Source organism: Castellaniella denitrificans, from assembly GCF_042653765.1.
GTDB lineage: Bacteria > Pseudomonadota > Gammaproteobacteria > Burkholderiales > Burkholderiaceae_B > Castellaniella > Castellaniella denitrificans.
Genome location: NZ_JBHSEZ010000004.1, coordinates 1 through 20,637 on the forward strand (window position 1 = coordinate 1; position 20,637 = coordinate 20,637).

At 68.2% G+C, this 20,637-nt stretch carries 15 protein-coding genes; 6 read left to right on the top strand and 9 right to left on the bottom strand.

Annotation, left to right across the window (positions count from 1 at the left end; translation table 11 throughout):
- Positions 1-4,558 (bottom strand): retention module-containing protein (locus tag ACFO27_RS06090; protein WP_376816531.1); only part of this gene is annotated, 4,558 nt, incomplete at its 3' end.
- A 286-nt stretch (positions 4,559-4,844) separates the two neighbouring features.
- Here ACFO27_RS06090 and ACFO27_RS06095 point away from each other — a divergent pair.
- Positions 4,845-5,069: a BrnA antitoxin family protein gene (locus ACFO27_RS06095; RefSeq protein ID WP_376816532.1), complete on the top strand. Its 225-nt coding sequence runs from the start codon at positions 4,845-4,847 to the stop codon at positions 5,067-5,069.
- Positions 5,070-5,089: 20 nt separating this feature from the next.
- On the opposite strand, the gene ACFO27_RS06100 is transcribed toward ACFO27_RS06095, so the two are convergent.
- From ACFO27_RS06100 to ACFO27_RS06125, 6 genes are all read right to left on the bottom strand, one after another.
- A complete protein-coding gene (locus ACFO27_RS06100; RefSeq protein ID WP_376816533.1) occupies positions 5,090-6,004 on the bottom strand; it encodes a DUF4351 domain-containing protein in 915 nt (304 codons plus the stop codon).
- A 336-nt stretch (positions 6,005-6,340) separates the two neighbouring features.
- Positions 6,341-7,015: a helix-turn-helix transcriptional regulator gene (locus tag ACFO27_RS06105; RefSeq protein ID WP_376816534.1), complete on the bottom strand. Its 675-nt coding sequence runs from the start codon at positions 7,013-7,015 to the stop codon at positions 6,341-6,343.
- 11 nt (positions 7,016-7,026) lie between these two features.
- Positions 7,027-8,313 (bottom strand): HlyD family type I secretion periplasmic adaptor subunit, encoded by a 1,287-nt coding sequence (locus ACFO27_RS06110; RefSeq protein WP_376816880.1) that lies wholly within the window; start codon positions 8,311-8,313, stop codon positions 7,027-7,029.
- A gap of 77 nt (positions 8,314-8,390) precedes the next feature.
- Positions 8,391-10,583: a type I secretion system permease/ATPase gene (locus ACFO27_RS06115; protein WP_376816535.1), complete on the bottom strand. Its 2,193-nt coding sequence runs from the start codon at positions 10,581-10,583 to the stop codon at positions 8,391-8,393.
- 13 nt (positions 10,584-10,596) lie between these two features.
- Positions 10,597-10,818 (bottom strand): hypothetical protein, encoded by a 222-nt coding sequence (locus tag ACFO27_RS06120; RefSeq protein ID WP_376816536.1) that lies wholly within the window; start codon positions 10,816-10,818, stop codon positions 10,597-10,599.
- 119 nt (positions 10,819-10,937) lie between these two features.
- Positions 10,938-12,437, bottom strand: a complete 1,500-nt coding sequence (locus ACFO27_RS06125; RefSeq protein WP_376816537.1) for a TolC family outer membrane protein — start codon at positions 12,435-12,437, stop codon at positions 10,938-10,940.
- A 528-nt stretch (positions 12,438-12,965) separates the two neighbouring features.
- Between ACFO27_RS06125 and ACFO27_RS06130 the strand changes: the two genes are divergently transcribed.
- Genes ACFO27_RS06130 through ACFO27_RS06140 form a run of 3 tightly spaced genes read left to right on the top strand, consistent with a single transcriptional unit; the run spans position 12,966 to position 15,717 of the window.
- Positions 12,966-13,859, top strand: coding sequence for an AEC family transporter (locus tag ACFO27_RS06130; RefSeq protein WP_376816538.1), 894 nt, complete (start codon positions 12,966-12,968; stop codon positions 13,857-13,859).
- Positions 13,860-13,876: 17 nt separating this feature from the next.
- On the top strand, positions 13,877-14,383 hold the full coding sequence (gene tsaE, locus ACFO27_RS06135; protein ID WP_376816539.1) for a tRNA (adenosine(37)-N6)-threonylcarbamoyltransferase complex ATPase subunit type 1 TsaE: 507 nt from the start codon (positions 13,877-13,879) through the stop codon (positions 14,381-14,383).
- A complete protein-coding gene (locus ACFO27_RS06140) occupies positions 14,380-15,717 on the top strand; it encodes an N-acetylmuramoyl-L-alanine amidase (RefSeq protein ID WP_376816540.1) in 1,338 nt (445 codons plus the stop codon). Before tsaE ends, ACFO27_RS06140 begins: the two co-directional genes overlap by 4 nt.
- Here ACFO27_RS06140 and ACFO27_RS06145 read toward each other — a convergent pair.
- Complete coding sequence (locus tag ACFO27_RS06145) at positions 15,714-16,358, bottom strand: VTT domain-containing protein (protein WP_376816541.1); 645 nt, start codon at positions 16,356-16,358, stop codon at positions 15,714-15,716. The two genes, ACFO27_RS06140 and ACFO27_RS06145, sit on opposite strands and share 4 nt — an antisense overlap.
- Positions 16,359-16,474: 116 nt before the next feature.
- Here ACFO27_RS06145 and mutL point away from each other — a divergent pair, with 116 nt between their 5' ends.
- Positions 16,475-18,427: a DNA mismatch repair endonuclease MutL gene (gene mutL, locus ACFO27_RS06150; protein WP_376816542.1), complete on the top strand. Its 1,953-nt coding sequence runs from the start codon at positions 16,475-16,477 to the stop codon at positions 18,425-18,427.
- Between the two features lie 77 nt (positions 18,428-18,504).
- Positions 18,505-19,449: a tRNA (adenosine(37)-N6)-dimethylallyltransferase MiaA gene (gene miaA / locus ACFO27_RS06155; protein WP_376816543.1), complete on the top strand. Its 945-nt coding sequence runs from the start codon at positions 18,505-18,507 to the stop codon at positions 19,447-19,449.
- A 64-nt stretch (positions 19,450-19,513) separates the two neighbouring features.
- Here the strand turns inward: miaA and purM are convergent, their stop codons facing one another.
- A complete protein-coding gene (gene purM, locus ACFO27_RS06160) occupies positions 19,514-20,563 on the bottom strand; it encodes a phosphoribosylformylglycinamidine cyclo-ligase (RefSeq protein WP_376816544.1) in 1,050 nt (349 codons plus the stop codon).
- Positions 20,564-20,637 lie beyond the last annotated feature (74 nt).

Sequence of the window (20,637 nt, forward strand, 5' to 3'; positions counted from 1 at the left end):
ACAGCGTCTTGGAGGCGATGTCCCCATCAGCATCCTTCACGGCAAATACAAAATTGTCCGTTCCGCCCACATGCGGCTTGGCCGTGTACACGTAGCTGCCGTCGGCGGCAATCACCAGCGTCCCGTACTGGCCCACGATGGTGTTCACCGCGCCATGGGTCAGCGTCTGATCCACGCCATTGACCGTCACCTTCGCACCGACCCCGGCACCATCATCCGCGCCGAAGCCGAAGTCGAAAGTCCCGCTCGCCGTCGCCGGCGTCGACTGGCCCGAAACGACGCTCAGGTCGCCGCCCACGCTGACGCTGGGGACGCCGTCCTGGATCGTGACCGTCAAATCGCCGCTTGCACTGCCGCTGTGATCATCGGACACCGTGATCGGCACGTCGAAGCCGAGCGCGCCATCGGTGCTGGAGCCCTGGACGCCATGATCGACCGGGCCAAGCAGCGTGACCGTGTAGTGCTGGGTGCCGTCGGAATCCAGGCTGCCCAAGATGATCTTGACGATCTCCTTCCCGCCGGCCGCCCCGACCAGCTCAGTCCCCGCTCCGTTCAGCGCCCACGTAATGTCCACGCCACCAGACTTCAAGCCGGGATCCTTGTCGCCCGACAGATCGCCCAACTTGATGGTCAGCGCGTCGCCGGCATCGGGATCGGTCGCCTTGAACGTACCCGACCAGGACGTCCCGGCATCGCCGGACAAATCGTTCTCAGCGACCAGGGCATTGCTGTCGCTCAGGTCCAGGACCGGCGCGTGATTGAGTTCCGGCAGGCCGATGGTGATCCGACCGACCGACGGATCGCCGTCGGCGTCGGTGACCGTGTAGGAGGCCGGCAGCGCATCCAGGTGGTCGCCGTTCGCATCGGTCAGGGATTTGTACTCGAAGAATTCCCACTTCCCGGTCGCGGGCGACAGGATCAGCTGGAAGGCCAACTCACCGTTGACCATCCCGTTCAGCACGGTACCGTTGCCATCCATCGTCGTCTGGACCGCCTGACCATCCGCATAGATCGTGCCCGCCGCCGGCGCATTCCACTGGGCGCCGCCGGCGCCGTCGGCGCCGTACTGGTAGTCAAGCTGACCCGTGCCGTAGGCCAGGGCCTGCGGCAGTTCGGAACCGCCGAAGGTGATGCTCTTGACGGCGAAGTCACTGTTGTCGCTGAAATTGGTGTTGCCGTTGCTGGTCGCCCGGAACACCAGCGTGTCGAAGCCGCCGAAGCCATTGGCGTTGAAATCCGCCGCGTAGTTGCCGGACCCGGCGTTGGAATCGAAGGCCTGCTCGCCGACCTTTTCACCGCCCCGCCAGAACTCCACGATTCCGGATTCGAGTTCGCCGCCGAACATGACGGAGAATTCCACATGGGCGCTGTAGGCGACCTTGCCGTCCTGCAGGGCGACGGTCAGGGTTTCGGAAGCGCTGCTGCCATCCGCAAAATTCCGGAAATCGACTTCGCCCGGCAGGGCGTGGTAGGGCTCGCCATTGCTCATGACGCCCAAGCCGTTCTCAGTCTGGAGCACATTGGCGCTCGTCAAGGTGGAATCCGTCGCCGTCGAGAAGCCCTGCCCCGTCACCGTGATGGCGCCATCATTGAAGCCCAGCAAGGTGCCAACGGAATCCCCCGTGAAGTCCACCTTCCCGACGTAGACGTCCGGAATGCCGGTCAGGCCGGCGGAGCCCTGCGCGTCGGGGGTGCTCACGTAGGGGCTGTCGTCCTCGACGCGCACGGTGATGGAGGAATCCACCACCCCACCATGGCCATCATCGACCGTGATCGGAACGTTCAGGTTCAGGACGTCTTCGGCCGCGTCGGTCGTGATCGGATGGTCGATGGCGCCCTTCAGCGTCACCGTGTAGTCGTAATGCCCATCGAGGCCGGGCGTCAGGTCGATCTGGATGATTTCACGATAATCGTCCTGGCCGGGCGTGCCGACATAGCCGGTCAGCGCATGGCCGCCAGCGTCGGCGGCCCACTGGATGTCCACGCCATGCGATTGCAGCGCACCGGCATAGCCGGCGGGATGCGTCGGGCTGGCCGCCGTCACGCCCGTACCCAGCGTCACGGTCGGCGTATCCCCATCCACGTCCGCGACGGTGAATGATCCTGACGCCGCGGGGTTGTCGGTCTGGTCGCCGCTGGGGAGATCATTGCCATGGCCGGCGATACCGTCGTCGTAGTTGCCGCCGGCCGCCGTCAGGCCTTCCTCGGAGACGGCCACGTGACCGCCATCCTGGCCGAACGTGATCGTGGGATCGTCGTTGGTGCCCTTGATGTGAATGGTCAGCGCGGCTTGCGACGTGTCGCCGTCATTGTCCGTCAGCGTGTACTTCAGGACGAAGTCCTTGACCTGGCCTTCAGCCAGCGCCTGCGTGGCCGGCTTGGAGCTGTCCAGCACGAAGGTCCAACCTCCGGCGGGACCCAGCACCAGCGTGCCGTACTGCGACAAATCGGCCTGCGTCGCCGCGTTGTCGCCGGCGTTCCAGGCGAAGCCGTCGAGCAGATCGTTCGGGCCGTCCGCGCCCCAGCCGGTGTCATTCAGGAGCACATTGCCCCCCAGGACCGCGGCATGGCCATGCGCGTCCTCGGTCACCGTGCCGCCGTTGTCATTGGCCGCCAGCGGGCTGTCGTCCTCGATGCTGACATTCAGATTGCCCGTGGTCGTGGTGTGGCCATCCGACACCAGGATCGGCACCCCCACATTCAGAGCGTCTTCGATACTCGTATTCGGATGATCGATCGGCGCCAGCAATTTTACGTCGTACGAATAGAAACCATCATGGTTGTCGTGCAGCGTGATCTTGATCACGTCCTCGCCAACCAGTTTGCCGCCCACCCGGCCTGTCAGCGTCTGGCCGTCGCTGGACAGCACCCAATGCACAGTCTGGTCGTTCGAGGTCAGGGTTTCGGACGGCGTACCCAGCTTCACCGTCAGCACATCGCCCGCGTCCGCATCGTGGACCGTGAACGTGCCGCCGTCCGTGGCGCTGTTGGTCGTGTCCGAGGTGCCGGTGCCATCCGGAATGCCATCGCCATGCGGCGGCAGCGGGAACGGGAACAGAGCCCCTCGCAGCCCTTCTTCCGAGACCGCCGCGTTCGCGTTGGCGCCGTTGTCGCCACCGAAGGTGATCGTCGGCACGTCGTTCGCGCCCTTGACGACGACCGTCAGGGTTGCCGTCGAGGTATCGCCGTCCGCATCGGTCAGCGTATAGGAGAAAACATCATTGGCGGTCTTGTCCTGCCCCAGGGCCTGCACGGCGGCATGGCGCTCGTCGGCCGGATCGCTGACCAGGGTATAGGTGTAGGAGCCATCTTCATTCAGGATCAGGTCGCCATAGGCGCCATGAATGACGGCGCCCACGCCACCGCTGACGTCCGCGCCCAGGCTGTCGCCGGCCTGGACTCCCGATACGGGGGTCGGGTCGACGCCCAGCGCATCGGCATTGTCTCCGGGCCCGGTATCGCCCGCTTCGCCATCGCCCTTGACGACGTTCCCCACGGCGACCAAGGCGGCATCCTCGGTCACGTTGGCCGTGTCGGAGACGGCGGCCGGCGCCGTATCCGTGATGGCCGCGACGATGTCGCTGATGACGGAACGGCCCAGGCTATCGACCACGGTGACGCCGATGGAATCGGGCAGGTACTCCCCGATGGACGGGTCCGTGGCCGCGCCCGTGTGATCCTGCCAGCCGTCGGACACGTAGCGATAGGTGACCGTGCCTGTGTCCTGGTTGTAGCCGGTCAAGGTCAGGACGCCCCGATCCGTATTGATGACGATGGGCGCGCCCGGCGTCGCCGCGACGAGTTCGGCCAGGGTCACCGTCAGGGAAGCGGCCGGGGGCGCGGCATCGCCGCCGGCCGTGCCGGTTTCGCCCGCGAAATTGAACACCAAGGCGGCCAGGCCGGCCGGCGCCGAAAAGGAAAAGACTCCCTCGACACCCGTGGTTGTGTCGGCTTCGCCGATGTTGAAGGTGCCCGGCACGATCGTCGGATCCTGGCCGTCACCGCCCGGATTGTCATTACGATCCGGGATGTCCAGCGTCGGCCCCGCCGGAACCAGTGGAGCCGTATCGTCCGCTATGGCGGCGACGCCGCCCAGTTGCACGAATTCAGGCGTCTCCACGCCCGGGCGCGGGTAGGCCAGGCCCAGGGGCGTAGTGGTTTCCGTGATGCTGGCCAGGCGCGTGAAGCTGTCGCCGCCGCCACCGCCGCCGGTCAGCACCGCCGCGGTCGGATCCAGGATGGCGAACGGGTCCTGGCCCGCATCCAGCGCGGCCAGCACCTGGTCGACCACCGGGTCGGCCGGGGGCGTCACGGCGTTGTCCGCCGGCTGCGGCTGCGCCGCGGCCAGGTCGTCGGTGACCAGTATGTCGGTGTTCTGGCCCACGATCACCGGCGGCACGCCGGTGGCCTGCAGGGTCACGCTGGCGCCCTCGTCCGTCATGATGTGCGCGTTGACAGGCACGCGCATGCCTTCGTGCAAGGCGACCATCGTGCCGTCGGATGCGCGCATCCAAGCCTTGCCGGTGACATGGGTGATCAGGACGGTATCGGTAGCCATGGTGGAGTCCCCAGTGGTGAATTCGGTGGCGCCGGCCGGCGCGGAAAGCGCGCAGCGACGGCGATCATGTGTCGGGATACTACGCGCGTGGCGGTGGACTTCGTATTGGCGGAAAAGACAACAAATATCAAGAAACCGCCTAGGGAAAACACGGAGGGTTCCCTAATGGCGAGGCAGAAAAATCCCGCCGTGGCGGGATGGGGAGGCCTACGGGGGAGTCGGCGAAGCCATGGATACGACCGGGCAGCGGTGCTTTGGCGCGGACGACCGGAGCATGGAAATATCTGTGAACGTACCAGAGCTGACGGACGGCTGGTTCCAGCACGCCGAACAGCATGACGGCGATCAGATCGTCCGACGCGGGCGGCCGAAATCAGCTGCGCCCAGCGTGTCCATCAGCCTGCGTATCCCCCCGGACGTGCTGGATCGCAGGAAAAGTTCCGGGCCTGGGTGGCAGACGCGCATGGTGGCATCGTTCAAGAGCCACGCGCCCAAAAGCAAGCACGCCTGACACGGCTGACAGCAGGGCGATCAGTCGCGGAAGACGTCTTCCAGCGTCGTGGCGTCCACGAAGTTCAGCGACCAGGTTTCCAGGTCGGCGGATTGGGCGGACTGGATACGTTGCGTGGTTTTGGCGTCCACCGGGCCGAAGCGGCGCTCGATCTGGCGCAGCAGGAGCTTGGCCTGGCCTTTGACCTCGCCCAGGGCTTCGCCCTTTTCCATCCCCAGACGCTCGATGACTAGCGTATAACCCATCTTTCGCTCCTGTTTGATGCGTTGCAGCGCCGCCGCATAGGCCGGTTCCACGTCCTTGGGCAGCCGCAGCATCCATTCGATCAGCCGCAGCAGCGACCGGATCTGGTCACGCGTATAGCCGTATTCGTACAGCAGCCGCGCCAGCGAAAGGGTCGGCCCGACCCGCTGCGCCCCGTGGTGCCGCAGGGCCTGCAGCTGCGCCATGATCACCACCGCAAACGGATTCGTGCGGGCCAGTGATGCCAGTGCCTTCCAGCGACCCAGCCACTGGGATAAGTGTACGATGGGAAAGGAAAAACTCACACCCTGACCGAGGAATTCGCGCCGGTATTCCAGGTGATCCGGCCCCGAACGGCTGGCGACCAGGATGCACAGGCTGAACAGGGCGGGCGGGGGCTGTCCGGCCTGGGCGCTGAGCATTTCGTGCCGGTCTTCGATACGCGTCCGGTAGCGGTACATGCGATGCGTGATCCGGGCGGTTGCCTGGGGGCCCGTGTCGCCGCCCTGCACCTCGACGTGAACCAGGACCCAGGCGTCGGCGCCGTCCCGGTGGCGGACCTGGACCAATTTGTCAGCATACAGACGGCCGTCGCCGGGGGGACCGTCCGGGACTTCGATCGCCTGCAGTTCCTTGTCCAGGAACACCGGGGCGGCCGTCCAGTCGATGACCGCGTACAGATCGGGGGCCAACAGGATCAGCGCCTCAGAAAAATAGCGCTCGAGCGCGTCCTTCCAGGGACTGTCGTGGTCGTCCTTGACCGGCGCAGCCGGCGATGAGGACGGTTCCGGTAGCAGCGCCTGACCGGGCTGCAGCGACAGCCGCTCTGTGTCAGGTCCGAGGGCACCGTCACACGGCAAGGCCGGGGCTACGGGCGCAACGGCGGATCGCTTGCGAATGGACATGGCGGGCTTCCGGATGCAGGAAGCCCCATTCTGGTGATGATGCGCCAGCCCCGCCAGACTGGAATCTACGGACGGATGGAAAGGTCACGCCAGGACTTTCCCACTCCCGTCAAAGCCCGCCGGCTATGCCGGATCCGTGGAAGCGGTGCTTTCCTGGCCCACGCCGCGCGGCGTCGCCTGCGCGGCGTGCTGGTCGATACCGTGCACCCGCAGGGCCAGCATCAGGCGGTCGGTGACGCCCAGCTTCTCGAAGATGGCGGAGATGTGCGCGCGCACGGTGCGCTCGGTGATGCCCAGGCTGTCGGCGATGGACTGGTTGGAATGGCCCAGGGCGACGTAGCGGGCCACGTCGCGCTCGCGCACGGTCAGGTCGCGCGCCCAATCCTGGCTGGACTCGGGCGAGGCCTGGCCGATCTGGCTGAGCATGCGCGACAGCATGCCCTTGCCCACCCAGATCTCGCCGCCCATGACGTGGCGCAGGACGCGGTCCAGGCCGGTGACCGGCATGTAGGCGTGCACGTAGCCGGCGGCCCCCGCGACCAGGGCGCGCTGGCCCTCGGGGTCTCCGGGGTGGGTGCTGGCGACGACGACCTGCAGGCCCGCCGGCACGTCCGGCACATCCGATCCGGCCTTGGGCAGCAGGCGGGCGTCCATGACGGCCAGCACGCCGCGCCGGCCCCAGGGCACCAGGTCGGACAGGCGGTGCCCGCGCGCGGGCGCCCAATTCATTCCGTCCAGCCCGGCCCAATGCCGGTACAGGGCATCGTCGGCGGTCAACAGCAGAACCGGTATCGTCATTGCGAGTCCTTTCAACGTTCGCGGAAGGCGTTGGAATGCGCGCGCAGCACGGGTTTCAACAGATACTGCATCAGCGTGCGCTTGCCCGTCAGGATGTGGACCTCGGCCATCATCCCGGGGATGATGGGCCGTTCGTCGCTGCCGACGTAGGCGGTTTCCGTGCGGACCTTCACGATGTAATAGGAATTTCCCTTTTCGTCGGTGATGGAATCGGCGCCGATTTCCTCGACGTGGCCCTGCAGGCCGCCGTAGATGGAGAAGTCGTAGGCCGTGAACTTGACTTCGGCCTTCTGACCGGGGTACAGGAAGCCGATGTCGCGCGGGTTGACCTTGACCTCCAGCAGCAGTGAATCGTCGGACGGCACGATTTCCATGATGTCCTTGCCGGGCTGGACCACGCCGCCCACCGTGTTGGCGGTCAGGGTCTTGACGGTGCCGTTGACCGGCGAGCGGATGTTGGACAGCGTCACGCGGTCGGCCAGGGCGACCTGGCTTTCCAGCAGGGCGGACAGCTTGGCGCGGGCGTCGGACAGGTCTGTGCGCGCCTGGTTGCGGAAGGTGACCTCGGTTTCCCTGAGCTTGGCCTCGGCTTCCTGGATGGAGGCCTGGATCTTGTCGATCTGGGCGGCGGCGGCCTTCTGCTCGCCGCAGAAGCGCGCCACGTCGCGCTGCAGGCGCAGCAGGTCCACCTGGGATACCGCGCCGCTGGAGAGCAGCGGCTTGGTCATGGAGTATTCGCGCGAGGCCAGGGCGCAGCTGGTGGCGGCCTGGTCGCGGTTGGCGATGGTGGAACGCAGTTCCTGCTGGCGCTGGTTGAGCTGTTCCTGGGCGACTTCCAGGTTGGCCCGCAGCTCGCGGGTGCGGGCCTGCCAGACGTTGCGTTCCTGTTCGGCCAGGGCCGGGGCCTGCGCCTGGACGTCCTCGGGCGCCTGGTAGGGCGTGTCGTTGGCGATGGCCTCCAGGCGGGCGACCTTGGCCTTCAGGGCCAGGGCTTCGGCGCGGTTTTCCCCCAGGGACGAGGAATAGCGCGTGGGGTCGATGCGCAGCAGGACCTGTTCCTTGACGACCTTGTCGCCGGGGCGCACCAGGATCTGCTGGACGACGCCGCCGTCCAGGCTCTGGATGACCTGGACCTGGCGCGAGGGCACGACCTTGCCCTCGCCGCGCACAACTTCGTCGATGTTGGCGGTCGAGGCCCAGGCGATCAGCACGCCTATCGTCAGCAGCGACATCCAGATCAACAAGCGCGAGCCGCGCGTGCGCTGCTGGCTGAGCGCCCAGGTGGCGTCGCCGATCATGTCGCCGCGCCCGCTCTCGTGCTTGGGGGCGAAAGAGCGCCGCAGGCCGGCGAGGAAATCTGGCAGCATTCCCATCGTCAGCTCCTGCGGGCGCCGCCGATGCGGCCCTGGCGCAAGGCCTCGACGACCTGGGCCTTGGGGCCGTCGGCGACGATGCGGCCGTGGTCGATGACCATCAGGCGGTCGACCAGGTCCAGCAGGGACGTGCGGTGCGTGACCAGGATCAGCGTCTTGCCCTGGCTGGCGGCCCGCAGGCGGGCCTTGAGCTGGGATTCGCTCTGGTGGTCCATGTTGCTGCTGGGCTCGTCCAGCAGCAGGATCTGGGGATCGTTGACCAGGGCGCGGGCGATGGCGATGGACTGGCGCTGGCCCCCGGACAGGGAATCGCCGCGCTCGCCGACGATCATGTCGTAGCCCTCGGGATGGCCGGCGGCGAATTCATCCACGCCCGCCAGAGTGGCGGCGGCCAGGACGTCCTCGTCCGTGGCGAACGGCGAGGCGATGGTCAGGTTGTGCTTGAGGGTGCCGTAGAACAGCACCGGATCCTGGGGCACGTAGCCGATGGCGCGGCGCACGTCGGCCGGGTCGATCTGGTTCAGGTCGATGCCGTCGATCAGGACGGAGCCCGAGGTCGGGGCGTAGAGCTTCAGGATGAGCTTTTCGAGGGTGGTCTTGCCCGAGCCGATGCGGCCGATGATGCCGACCTTCTCGCCGGGCTGGATGCGGAAGCTGATGTTGTCCAGCGCCGCGACGGAGCTGTTGGGATAGGCGAAGGTGACGCCCTGGAACTCGATGCCGCCCTTGAGGACGGGACGCGGCATGAAGGCGCGGTCCGCCGGGCGCTCGACCGGCATGCCCATGTAGTTGTCGATGGATTTCAGGGAAGCCTTGGCGTTGTGGTACTGCATCATCAGGCCCACGACCTGACCCAGCGGCGCGAGGCAGCGCCCGGAAATCATGGAGGCCGCGATGATGCCGCCCATGGTCATGCCTTCCTGGACCAGGTAGACGCCGATGACCACGACGGAGATGTTGACCAGTTGCTGGCAGGTCTGCACGAAGCTGACGGTGACCGACGAGGTGAGCTTGATGTGCGCGCCCAGTTCGGCGAGCCAGCGGGTGGATTCTTCCCACATGCGCTGGGAATGGCTCTGCGCGTTCAGCGCCTTGACGGTTTCCATGCCGTTCAGGGCCTCGATCAGGCCGGCGTTGCGCTGCGCCCCGGCCTGGAAGGATTCGAGGGTCATTTTCTCGACCCGGGCCAGGGAAAACAGCGACACGACCAGGATCACCACGATGGCCACCAGGGGCGGCAGCACCATCCAGGGCGAGATCCAGGCCAGCACGGCCAGGAACAGCAGCACGAAGGGCAGGTCCACCAGCGTGGTCAGGCTGGCCGAGGCGATGAAGTCGCGCACGGACTCGAAGGAGCGCAGGTTGGAGGCGAAGGAGCCCACGGACACCGGGCGGCTTTCCATGCGCAGGTCCAGGACCTGCTCCATGATGCGCGAGGATAGCTCCACGTCCACCCGTTTGCTGGCGATGTCCACGACGTAGGCGCGGATGCCGGTCAGCACCAGGTTGAACACCATGGCCAGGGCGATGCCGATGGTCAGCGCCCAGAGCGTCTCGACCGCGCTGTTGGGGATCACCCGGTCGTAGATGTTCATCGTGTACAGCGGCATGACCAGCGCGAAGATGTTGATCAGCACGGCGGCCGCCACGGCGTCCCGGTAGAGCTTCCAGTTGCCCAGCATCGCGGCCCAGAACCAGTGGCCGCTGCGCGCCCGCATGTGGGCGTCCTGGGTACGGTCTTCGGTCCTGTAGCGCGGCTGCACGAAACAGGCCAGGCCGGAATACTCGGCTTCCAGTTCGGCGCGCGGGACTTCGACGGGCTCGGCCGCTTCGGGGTAGTGGACCAGGTAATGATCGCCGCGTTCCTGGATCAGCACGCAGGCGCGCTGGTTCTTGAGGAGCAGGATGGCGGGCATGACGCTGCGCGACCAGTTGCCCAGGGCGCGGCGCACGATGCGGGCGCCGCACTGGGCACGGCCGGCGGCGCGGCCCAGCAGCGACGGCGTCAGGCGCTGGTCCACCAGGGGCAGGCCCGAGGACAGTTGCTGGGCGGTACAGGGCCGCCCCAGCAGCCGCGTGATCAGGACCAGGCTGGCCAGCAGCGAATCGTCGTGCAGCTGGTGCGGCGTGGCGCCCGGCAATTCCGGCGCCGGCGCGGCGCCGGCCGGATTGGGAATTTCGGGTTGAGCGGCCATGGCGGCAGCGGCCTCAGAGGATGGCATCGTCGTCGGAAATCAGGTTCAGGGCGCCCTGCAGGCGCTGGCGGGTGCGCTTGCGTTCAGCGAGCTTGGCCAGGGCCTGGGGCGGCAGGTCGGTCAGGCGCAGGGAACCGTTGGCGATCAATGCGTCGATCAGATCCTCCAGGACGCGGATGAATCCGGCGTCCAGGTCGGAGAGATCCTGTTTGAAGCGTTCCTGATCAGAGGCCATCGGCATTCCCCCAAGCTGCAGGGAAAGCCGGGGCGCCGCGACGGCGGCTGGCCTCCGGACCTTCACCTTCAGACCGGGCCGCGAGGCCCGGGTATTGCGTTAGTTTCAACGGTGGAGGATTAGTTCCAGCCGCTGGCTTTGCCGGACGAGGCGCCGGACGACTTGCCGGCGGGCGCCAGCACGGGCGGCTTGAGGCCGGACTGGTAATTGACTTGGACGGGCTGCAGGTTGCGGGTGTCCGGCAGCGGCGTCAGGCAGGCCTTGAGGACCTCGTCGGGGAACTCGAGCTTGGCGGCCTCGTCAGGCTGTTCCTGGTAGGGATCGGCCAGCCCCAGGGCCGGCAGCAGCTTGTGGGACAGGGCGAGCCAGCGGTATTCGGCCGTGCGCAGGTCGAAGATCCCGTTGGTGAGCGCCTGGCGGGCGTCGAACAGTTCGTTCTCGGTATCCAGCAGGTCCAGCAGGGTGCGCTGGCCGATCTTGAACTGCTGCATGTAGGCCACGCGCACCTGGGCGATGTCGCGTTCGTGCTGCTGCAGGAAGGGCATCTGCTGGCGCAGGCGCACGACGTTGTTCCAGGCGATGGAGAGTTCCTGCTGGACGTTGCGGCAGGTGTAGTCGCGCACGTCCCGGGCGGCGTAGGTCTGGGCCGCGGTCTGGCGCACGCGGGCCGCGTCCGCGCCGCCGCGGAACAGGTTGAACGTGGCCATCAGCTGGACGTTGGAGCTCTGGGTGGTCTCGTCGTTGATGTAGGGCGGGTCGGAGCGGTCGCGGCCCGTGGCGGCGCGCAGTTCGAGCGTGGGCGAGAAGCGGCCCTGCGCCGAGGCCTTGCCGCGCTCAGCCGCCTGGACCAGCGCCTGCTTCGCCAGCACGGAGGGATTGACGCGCACGGACGGGCTGAAGTCGGTCGGATCCTTCGGCAGTTCGGTTTCGATGCCGGGGGCCTCGGCCAGGGTCTCGGCCGGGACCTTGCCGACGATGCGCTGGTAGCGCTGAGTGACGTCGTTCAGGTTGCCCGATGCGGTCATGAGGTTGGTCTGGGCCAGGGCCAGGCGGGCCTGTGCCTGGACTTCGTCCACCCCGCGGCCGACGCCCGAGGAACTGCGTTCGGAGATCTGGCCCAGGATGTCCTTGTGCAGGTTGTAGTTCTGCTGCGCCAGGGCGACCTGCTCGCGGTAGCGCTGGACGTCCAGGTAGGCCTGGGTCGCCTGCTGGGCCAGGTCGTCGACCGTGGCCTTCAGCGTGTAATAGTCGGCCAGCTTTTCAAAGCCCAGCTGGCGCACGTCGTTGATCGTGGAGAAGCCGTCGAACAGCAGCTGGCGCAGGGACAGGCTGTAGCCGCTGCGCGACCAGTCCGTGGAACCGTTGGTGCTGGTGCTGCCGCGGTATTCGCGGCCCGTCCAGCCCTGCAGGTTGACTTCGGGCAGCAGGGCGCCGCGGCGGACCTTCTGGCCTTCGAGGCCGGACTGGAAGTTGTGGAACTGCGCCCCGACCTCGGGGTTGTTGAGGACTGCGGTCTCGACCGCCTGGGGCAGCGTGGCGTTTTCGGCGAAGGCCGAGGAGGTGAACGCGAGGGCGAGAGCCGCCCAGAGGACGGAAAGTGTTGTTTTTTTACTGGCCATGTTCGAATGCTCCTGAACTCGGAAACCAGGACGGCCGCAAGGACCATCGTGTCTTTATTGAAATTCATGCACCCGGAACCGCCTGAGATGGCCTGAGCCTGAACCAGGGACGGGTGCCGGCACCACGATCGGCGGACTGCGTCCGCGCCGGAGACCGGTGATGCCGTGCCTATGGGTAGGGACGGTGCAACCGCCTCGATCGCATCAGTATCGGGTACGCATGGGAGTAGACAGGGCTTTCACCCAGTGGCAAGTCGGAGCCCCCGGTTTCCGGCCGGAGTTCTTGAAGCATGAACTTGCGTCTTGGTACGTTCCAGAATCAAAACGTGTGGACATTGTACGAATCTAGCTCAACTGTGACTAGTGTTGACATAGATTAAAAGAGAATAATTGACATTGTTTAAGGGTAATTCCCATGACGATCGGCCCCAACCGCCGTCCGCGCGGCCTCCGAAGCCCCGCTCGCGCGCCCGGACGCGCCGCAAGCCACGTACAATCAGGCCAGCCCCGTCCAGGCCCTAGCCGCCCATGTCCGTCATCCCGCTCATCCTGCCCGATTTCCTGCTGATCGCCCTGGGCTGGGTCCTGCTGCACCGGCTGGGATTCGACCGGGCCTTCTTCGCCGGGGCGGAAAAGCTGGTCTATTTCATCCTGTTCCCCGCCCTGCTCTTCCATTCGATCACCCGCACGCCGCTGGACCTGGGCAACACCACGGTGCTGCTGGCCGCCACCGTCGGCGTGATGCTCGGCGGCATCGCCCTGGCCTGGCTGGGCCGCCTGGTGGCGCATCCGGATCCGGCGGCGCACGCCTCGGTCGCCCAGTGCGGCTTCCGCTTCAACACCTACCTGGCCCTGTCCCTGGCCGGCGGCCTGCCCTGGCCCGGCGCGCAGACGACCATGGCGGTGCTCGTGGGTTTCGCCGTGCCCATCAGCAACATCGGCGCGGTGCACGCCCTGGCCACCCGCCATGGCGGAAACGCCCTGCGGGAGATCGCGCGCAATCCCTTCATCCTGGCCACGCTGGCGGCGCTGGCCTGCAATTTCCTGCGGGTACCCATCCCCCACGTCCTCGACGTCGCCCTGGGGCGGCTGGGGTCCTGCGCCCTGGCCATCGGCCTGCTGTGCGTGGGCGCCACCCTGTCCCTGCGGGGCGGGCGCGCCCATGCGCCGCTGATGGCCTGGATGGTGGCGGCCAAGCTGGTCCTGCTGCCGCCGGTCGCGCTGGCACTGGCCTGGGCGCTGGACCTGTCGGCCGGCGAACGGCTGGTGCTGGTCCTGTTCAGCGCCCTGCCCACGGCTTCGTCGGCCCACGTGCTGGCCGCCCGCATGGGCGGCGACGGCCGGCTGGTGGCGGTCACCATGTCGATCGGCACGCTGCTTTCCGCCCTGACCCTGCCGCTATGGCTGGATGCCGTGACCTGACTTCCGAGGATCCCCCGATGACGACCCCGCTCCCCTCCCTGGAATGGCCCCTGCCGGACGAAGACGCCACCGTTGCCCTGGCGCAACGGCTGGCCGAGCTGGCCTGCGGCCGCGCCCCGGGCGGCCCCGCCGCCGGGGGACGCATCCATCTGCGCGGCGAACTGGGCGCGGGCAAGACCAGCCTGGCCCGGGCCCTGCTGCGGGCCGGCGGCGTGACCGGCCGGATCAAGAGTCCCAGCTACGCGCTTCTTGAAAGCTATAACGTTTCTAACTTATACTTCTATCACTTTGATTTCTATAGATTTAGCGATGCGCATGAATGGCGGGACGCGGGATTCGACGAACTGCTCGACGAACACGCGGTCGTCCTGATCGAATGGCCCGAGCAGGCGGGCACGCGCCTGCCGCCTCCCGACCTGGACATCCGCCTGGAATATGCCGGCCCCGGCCGGCACGCCCGCCTGACCGCCTGCAGTGAAAAAGGACAACAATGGCTGACGCATCTGGACCCGTCGCGCCGATGAGCGCCCCCGCCGCCCCCTTGCGGCGCAAGATGATCGCGAGCGGCGGCGCCCTGTTGCTGCTGCCCGTCGTGCCCCGCCTGGCGCGGGCCGCCACCATCCTGGCGGTGCGGACCTGGCCGGCCGACGAATACACGCGCGTGACCCTGGAGATGGACACCGAGCTGAAGGCCGAGCACTTCACGCTCGACAATCCGCACCGGCTGGTGGTGGACATCGAAGGCGTGCAGCTGAGTTCCGCCATCAACGACCTGGTTTCCAAGATCCGGCCCAACGACCCCTACATCAGCACCGTGCGCGCGGGGCAGAACCGCCCCAACGTGGTGCGCCTGGTGTTCGACCTGAAGCAGGACGTCGCCCCGCAGGTCTTCACCCTGAAGCCCATCGGCGAATACAAGTACCGCCTGGTGCTGGACCTGTATCCGAAGGTCGCGCAGGACCCCCTGATGGCCCTGCTGAAGGACTCGGAAAACGATCCGCTCGCCGGCATCCTGGAAAACCTCGCCCAGGACAGCCCCACCGAAGCGCCCATTCCCTCGGTCGAAGGGCAGAAGCTGCCGCCGGTCGCCCGCAAGCAGCCGGACGACACCCCGCCTCCGCAGCCGCGCGCGGCGCCGGGCGCGCCCCGGCCGGGCCGCCCGATCCTGATCGCGCTGGACCCCGGCCACGGCGGCGAGGATCCGGGCGCCATCGGCCAGCGCGGCACACGCGAGAAGGACATCGTCCTGCAGATCGCGCACCGCCTGAAGAAGCTGATCGACGCCCAGCCGAACATGCGCGCCTACCTGACCCGCGACCGGGATTATTTCGTGCCGCTGAATGTGCGGGTGCAGAAGGCCCGCCGCGTCCAGGCCGACCTGTTCATCTCGATCCACGCGGATGCCTGGATCAAGCCGTCGGCGCGCGGCTCGTCGGTCTGGGCGCTGTCGCAGCACGGCGCCACCAGCGCCGCCGCCCGCTGGCTGGCGAAAAAGGAAAACGACGCCGACCTGATCGGCGGGGTGAACCTGGGCGCGCACAACGCGCAGGTGGCCAAGGTGCTGCTGGACCTGTCCACCGGGGCGCAGATCAACGATTCCATCCGGGTCGGCACCCAGGTCCTGAACGAGATCGGCAAGATCAACCAGTTGCACAAGAGCCGCATCGAACGCGCCGGCTTCGCCGTGCTGAAGGCGCCGGACATCCCGTCGATCCTGATCGAGACCGCCTTCATCAGCAATCCCCAGGAAGAACAGCTGCTGCGCACGTCGGCGCACCAGCAGCGCATCGCCAACGCGGTGCTGAGCGGGATCCAGGACTACTTCTCGGCGCACCCCGCGCTGGCGCGGCGCGCTTAAGACGGAGTCGTCTTGCGGCCGCGCAGCAGCTTCCACAGCACGCCGCCGGCCGCCGGCACGGCGGCCGCCCCCACGCCGATCAGCACGATGGTGTTGAGGTGTTCCTTGATGAAGGGCACGTTGCCGAAGAAGTAGCCCAGGGTGATCAGGCCGGCGATCCAGGCCGCGGCGCCCAGGGCGTTGTAGAACTGGAAGGTCACCCAGCGCATGCCCGCGACCCCGGCCACGAAAGGCGCGAAGGTCCGGAACAGCGGCAGGAAGCGCGACAGCACGATGGTCTTGCCGCCGTGCCTTTCATAGAAGGCATGGGTCTTGATCAGGGCCTTGCGGTCCAGAAACCGGTAGTCGCGCGAGAAGACCTTGGGGCCGATGAAGCGCCCGACCTGGTAATTGACGGTGTTGCCCAGGATCGCGGCCGCGATCAGGATGCCGCCCAGCAGGACCGGGTCCAGCAGGCCCGAAGCGCCGAAGGCCCCGGCGATGAACAGCAGTGAATCCCCGGGCAGGAACGGCAGCACCACCAGCCCCGTTTCGCCGAAAATGATGAGCGCCAGGATCAGGTAGATCCAGGCGCCGTATTGCGCCACCCAGACCCCCAGGTACTGGTCGATGTGCAGGACGAGTTGGAACAGTTCAGCCATTTGGCCGCGAGACCTCGCAAAATGGGAAGGGACGCGCCCGGCGATCATGCCGGCGCGCGGAAATTCAGTCCGGTGCGACACGGGCACCCGACGACTTGCTCACTATAATCGTTTTCATGATGCGAACCATTGCCGCCCTGCCCGACGTCCTGATCAGCCAGATCGCCGCGGGCGAAGTCATCGAACGTCCCGCCTCCGTACTGAAGGAATTGCTGGAAAACGCCCTGGACGCCGGCGCCCGGGCCATCGAGATCCGCCTGGACGGCGGCGGCATCCGCCGCATCCTGGTGGCCGACGACGGCCACGGCATCCCGCCCGACCAGATGCCCCTGGCCCTGCAGCGCCACGCGACCAGCAAGATCGCGTCCCTGGCCGAGCTGGAGTCGGTGGCCACCCTGGGGTTCCGGGGCGAGGCGCTGGCCTCCATCGCCTCGGTCGCCCAGTTGACCCTGACCTCGCGCACCGCCGGGGACGCGCAGGCGTGGCAGCTCGCCGCCGGGCAGGCGGAGCCGACCCCCGCGGCGGGCGCCGTGGGCACGCGCGTGGACGTGCGCCAGCTGTTCGACCACATCCCCGCGCGGCGCAAGTTCCTGCGCAGCGAACAGACCGAATACGCCCATTGCCTGGACGCCGTGGAACGCATCGCGCTGGCGCACCCCCAGGTGGCCCTGCGCGTGTTCCACAACGACAAGCCGCAGCGCAACTGGCCGGCCACCGACATCCACGGCCGCATCCGCGACGTGCTGGGCGAGGAATTCACCACCCAGAGCCTGCCGGTGTCGGCCGAGCAGGGGCTGGTGGCGCTGGAAGGCTGCATCACGCGCCCGACCTTCGCCCGCAGCCGGGCCGATCGGCAATACCTGTACGTCAACGGCCGCTACGTGCGCGACCGCACGGTCTCCCACGCGGTGCGCCAGGCCTACGCCGACGTGCTGCACGGCGACCGCCAGCCGGCCTTCGTGCTGTTCCTGACGCTGGACCCGGCCGGGGTGGACGTGAACGTGCACCCGGCCAAGCACGAAGTCCGCTTCCGCGACAGCGGCGCGGTGCACCGCTACGTCGCCCAGGCGCTGGGCGAGGTCCTGGCGGGACGCGGCGGCGCCGCGGTGGACGGTCCGGCCGACGCGCCGCCCGCGCCGACGGATGGCGATGCCGGCGGATGGACGCCGGCCGCGCCGGCGGCCCGGACGGACCCGCCCGACACACCGCAAGGCGCATGGAAACCCGCCCGCCCCGCTTCCCCCTACCCCGCCCGGATCCCCGTCCAGCAGCGGTTTCCGCTGAACGACCGGATCCCGGCCCAGGACTGGCGCAAGCTGTATCAGCCGCTGGACGCCGCCGACGCCTCCATCCCGGGACGGGAGGGCGCGGCAGCGGATCGGCCGGCGCCGGGCGGATCGTCCCCGGACGCCGTTTCCATGCCGGACCTGGCGGCCGGTTCCGGACGGACCGGAAACGCCGGGAACGCCGATCCCCACGCCGTGGACCTGCCCCTGGGCATGGCCCTGGGACAGTTGCACGGCATCTACATCCTGGCCCAGAACGCGCGCGGCCTGGTCCTGGTGGACATGCATGCCGCGCACGAGCGCGTCGTCTACGAATCCCTGAAGCAGGCCCTGGACCAGGCGCCCCTGCCGGCGCAGGAGCTGCTGGTCCCGGTGGTGTTCACCGCCACGGAAATCCAGGTGGCCACCGCCCAGGCGCACCAGGACACGCTCGATGGCCTGGGCCTGCGGATCCGAGCCACCGGCCCGGCCTCGCTGGCTGTGCGCGCCGTACCGGCCCTGCTGGCCCGGGGCGACATCGAAGCCCTGGCGCGCGGCGTGCTGGCCGACGTCGAGCGCATCGGCCACTCGGCCCGTCTGACCGAGCAGCGCAACGAACTGCTGTCCACCATGGCCTGCCACGGCGCGGTGCGCGCCCACCGGCGGCTGACGCTGGACGAGATGAACGCCCTGCTGCGCCAGATGGAGCGCACCGAGCGCGCCGACCAGTGCAACCACGGCCGCCCGACCTGGTTCCAGTGGAGCATGGGCGACCTGGACAAGCTGTTCATGCGGGGGCAATAAGACGCCGCGCGCCCTGAATCGGCGCCGGGCCGCGTCCGGTGCCGCGCGCCGGCCCGGCGGTCGGCGATAATGCCCCCATGTCCACCCACGCCCCCGTCCTGATCTGCCTGGCCGGCCCGACGGCCTCCGGCAAGTCCGCCGCCGCCCTGGCCCTGGCCGAACGCTGGCCGATCGAGATCATCGTCATGGATTCGGCCACCATCTACCGGGGCATGGACCTCGGCACGGCCAAGCCCACGGCCGAGGAACGGGCGCGCGTGCCGCACCACCTACTGGACATCCGCGACCCGGCGCAGGCCTATTCCGCCGCCGAGTTCGCCCGGGACGCCGCCGCGCTGGCGCGGGACATCCGCGCGCGCGGCCGGATTCCCCTGCTGTGCGGCGGCACGATGCTGTACTGCAAGGCCCTGCGCGAAGGACTGAACGACCTGCCCGAGGCCGACCCGGCAATCCGCCGGCAACTGGACGAGGAGGCCCTGGAGCGCGGCTGGCCCGCCCTGCACGCCGAGCTGGCGCGCGTGGACCCCGCCACCGCCGCCCGCCTGGCGCCCAACGACAGCCAGCGCCTGCAACGCGCGCTGGAGGTCTGGCGCGGCAGTGGCCGGACCCTGAGCGACTGGCTGGCCGAGCCGCCGCGGCCCGCGCTGCCCGGCTGGCGCTTCGAGATCATCAGCCTGGAACCTTCGGACCGGTCCGTGCTGCACGCGCGCATCGCGCGGCGCTACCGGACCATGATCGACGCGGGCCTGCTGGACGAAGTCCGCGCCCTGCACGCGCGGCCGGACCTGCATCCGGGCCTGCCGTCGATCCGCTGCGTGGGCTACCGCCAGCTCTGGGACCACCTGGACGGCCGCGCGACCCTGGACGAGGCCATCGAACAGGCCATCGCGGCCACCCGCCAGCTGGCCAAGCGCCAGATCACCTGGCTGCGGTCCCTGCCGCAGCGGACCGGCGTGGATTGCCTGTCGGACCGGGCGGTGGCGGAAACAGCGCGGCACTTCGCCCGGATGCTGGGGGATTGAAGGCGCGCCCGAAGCCGGCATCCGGCTCCGGCGCCTAAAGGACGGGCGCAAGGCCCGCCCCGGATCAGCCCACGATCGTCTGCGCGCCGCCTTCGGCCCGGGCTTCGATCGCGCCCAGCGCGTAGACGGTTTCGCCCTGCGCGCGCAGGGTGGCGGCGATGGCGTCGGCCTGGGCCGGATCCACCACCAGCACCATGCCGATGCCGCAGTTGAACACGCGCGCCATTTCCTGGTCGGCCACGCCGCCCTGGGCCTGCAGCCACTGGAACAGCGCCGGCCACTGCCAGGCGTCGCGGTGCAGGCGGGCGCACAGGCCCGGCTTGAGGATGCGCGGCACGTTTTCCAGCAGTCCGCCGCCGGTGATGTGCGCCAGGCCCTTGATCCCCGCGCCGTGGGCCGCCAGGGCGGCCAGCACGGACTTGACGTAGATGCGGGTGGGTTCCATGACCACGTCGCCCAGGGGGCGGCCGCCCAGGTCCTGGTCGGGACGCGCGCCGGCATGATGCAGGATCTTGCGCACCAGGGAATAGCCGTTGGAATGCGCGCCGCTGGAAGCCAGGCCCAGCACCGCGTCGCCGGCCCGGATGCCGGCGCCGTCGATGATCGCGGATTTCTCGACCGCGCCCACGGCGAAGCCCGCCAGGTCGTATTCGCCGTCCGGGTACATGCCGGGCATTTCCGCCGTCTCGCCGCCGATCAGGGCGCAGCCGGCCAGCTCGCAGCCGCGCGCGATGCCGCCCACGACGCGGGCCGCCGTGTCCACAGACAGCTTGCCGCAGGCGAAGTAATCCAGGAAGTACAGGGGCTCGGCGCCCTGGACCAGGATGTCGTTGACGCTCATGGCGACCAGGTCGATGCCGACCGTGTCGTGGCGCTGCCATTCGAAGGCCAGACGCAGCTTGGTGCCCACGCCGTCGGTGCCGGACACCAGCACCGGCTCGCGCAGGTGGCGCGGGACTTCGAACAGGGCGCCGAAGCCGCCGATCCCCGCCATCACGCCGGGCCGCATCGTGCGGGCCGCCAGGGGCTTGATGCGGTCGACGAGCGCGTCGCCGGCATCGATGTCGACCCCGGCGTCGCGGTAGGTCATGGAGGGAGAGGTGCCTTGTGTCATGAGAAAAACCGCCGAATGTGCAAGAATTGCAGGTTTGGATATTCGCCTGATTTTACGATGAAGTTCCCCCCAGC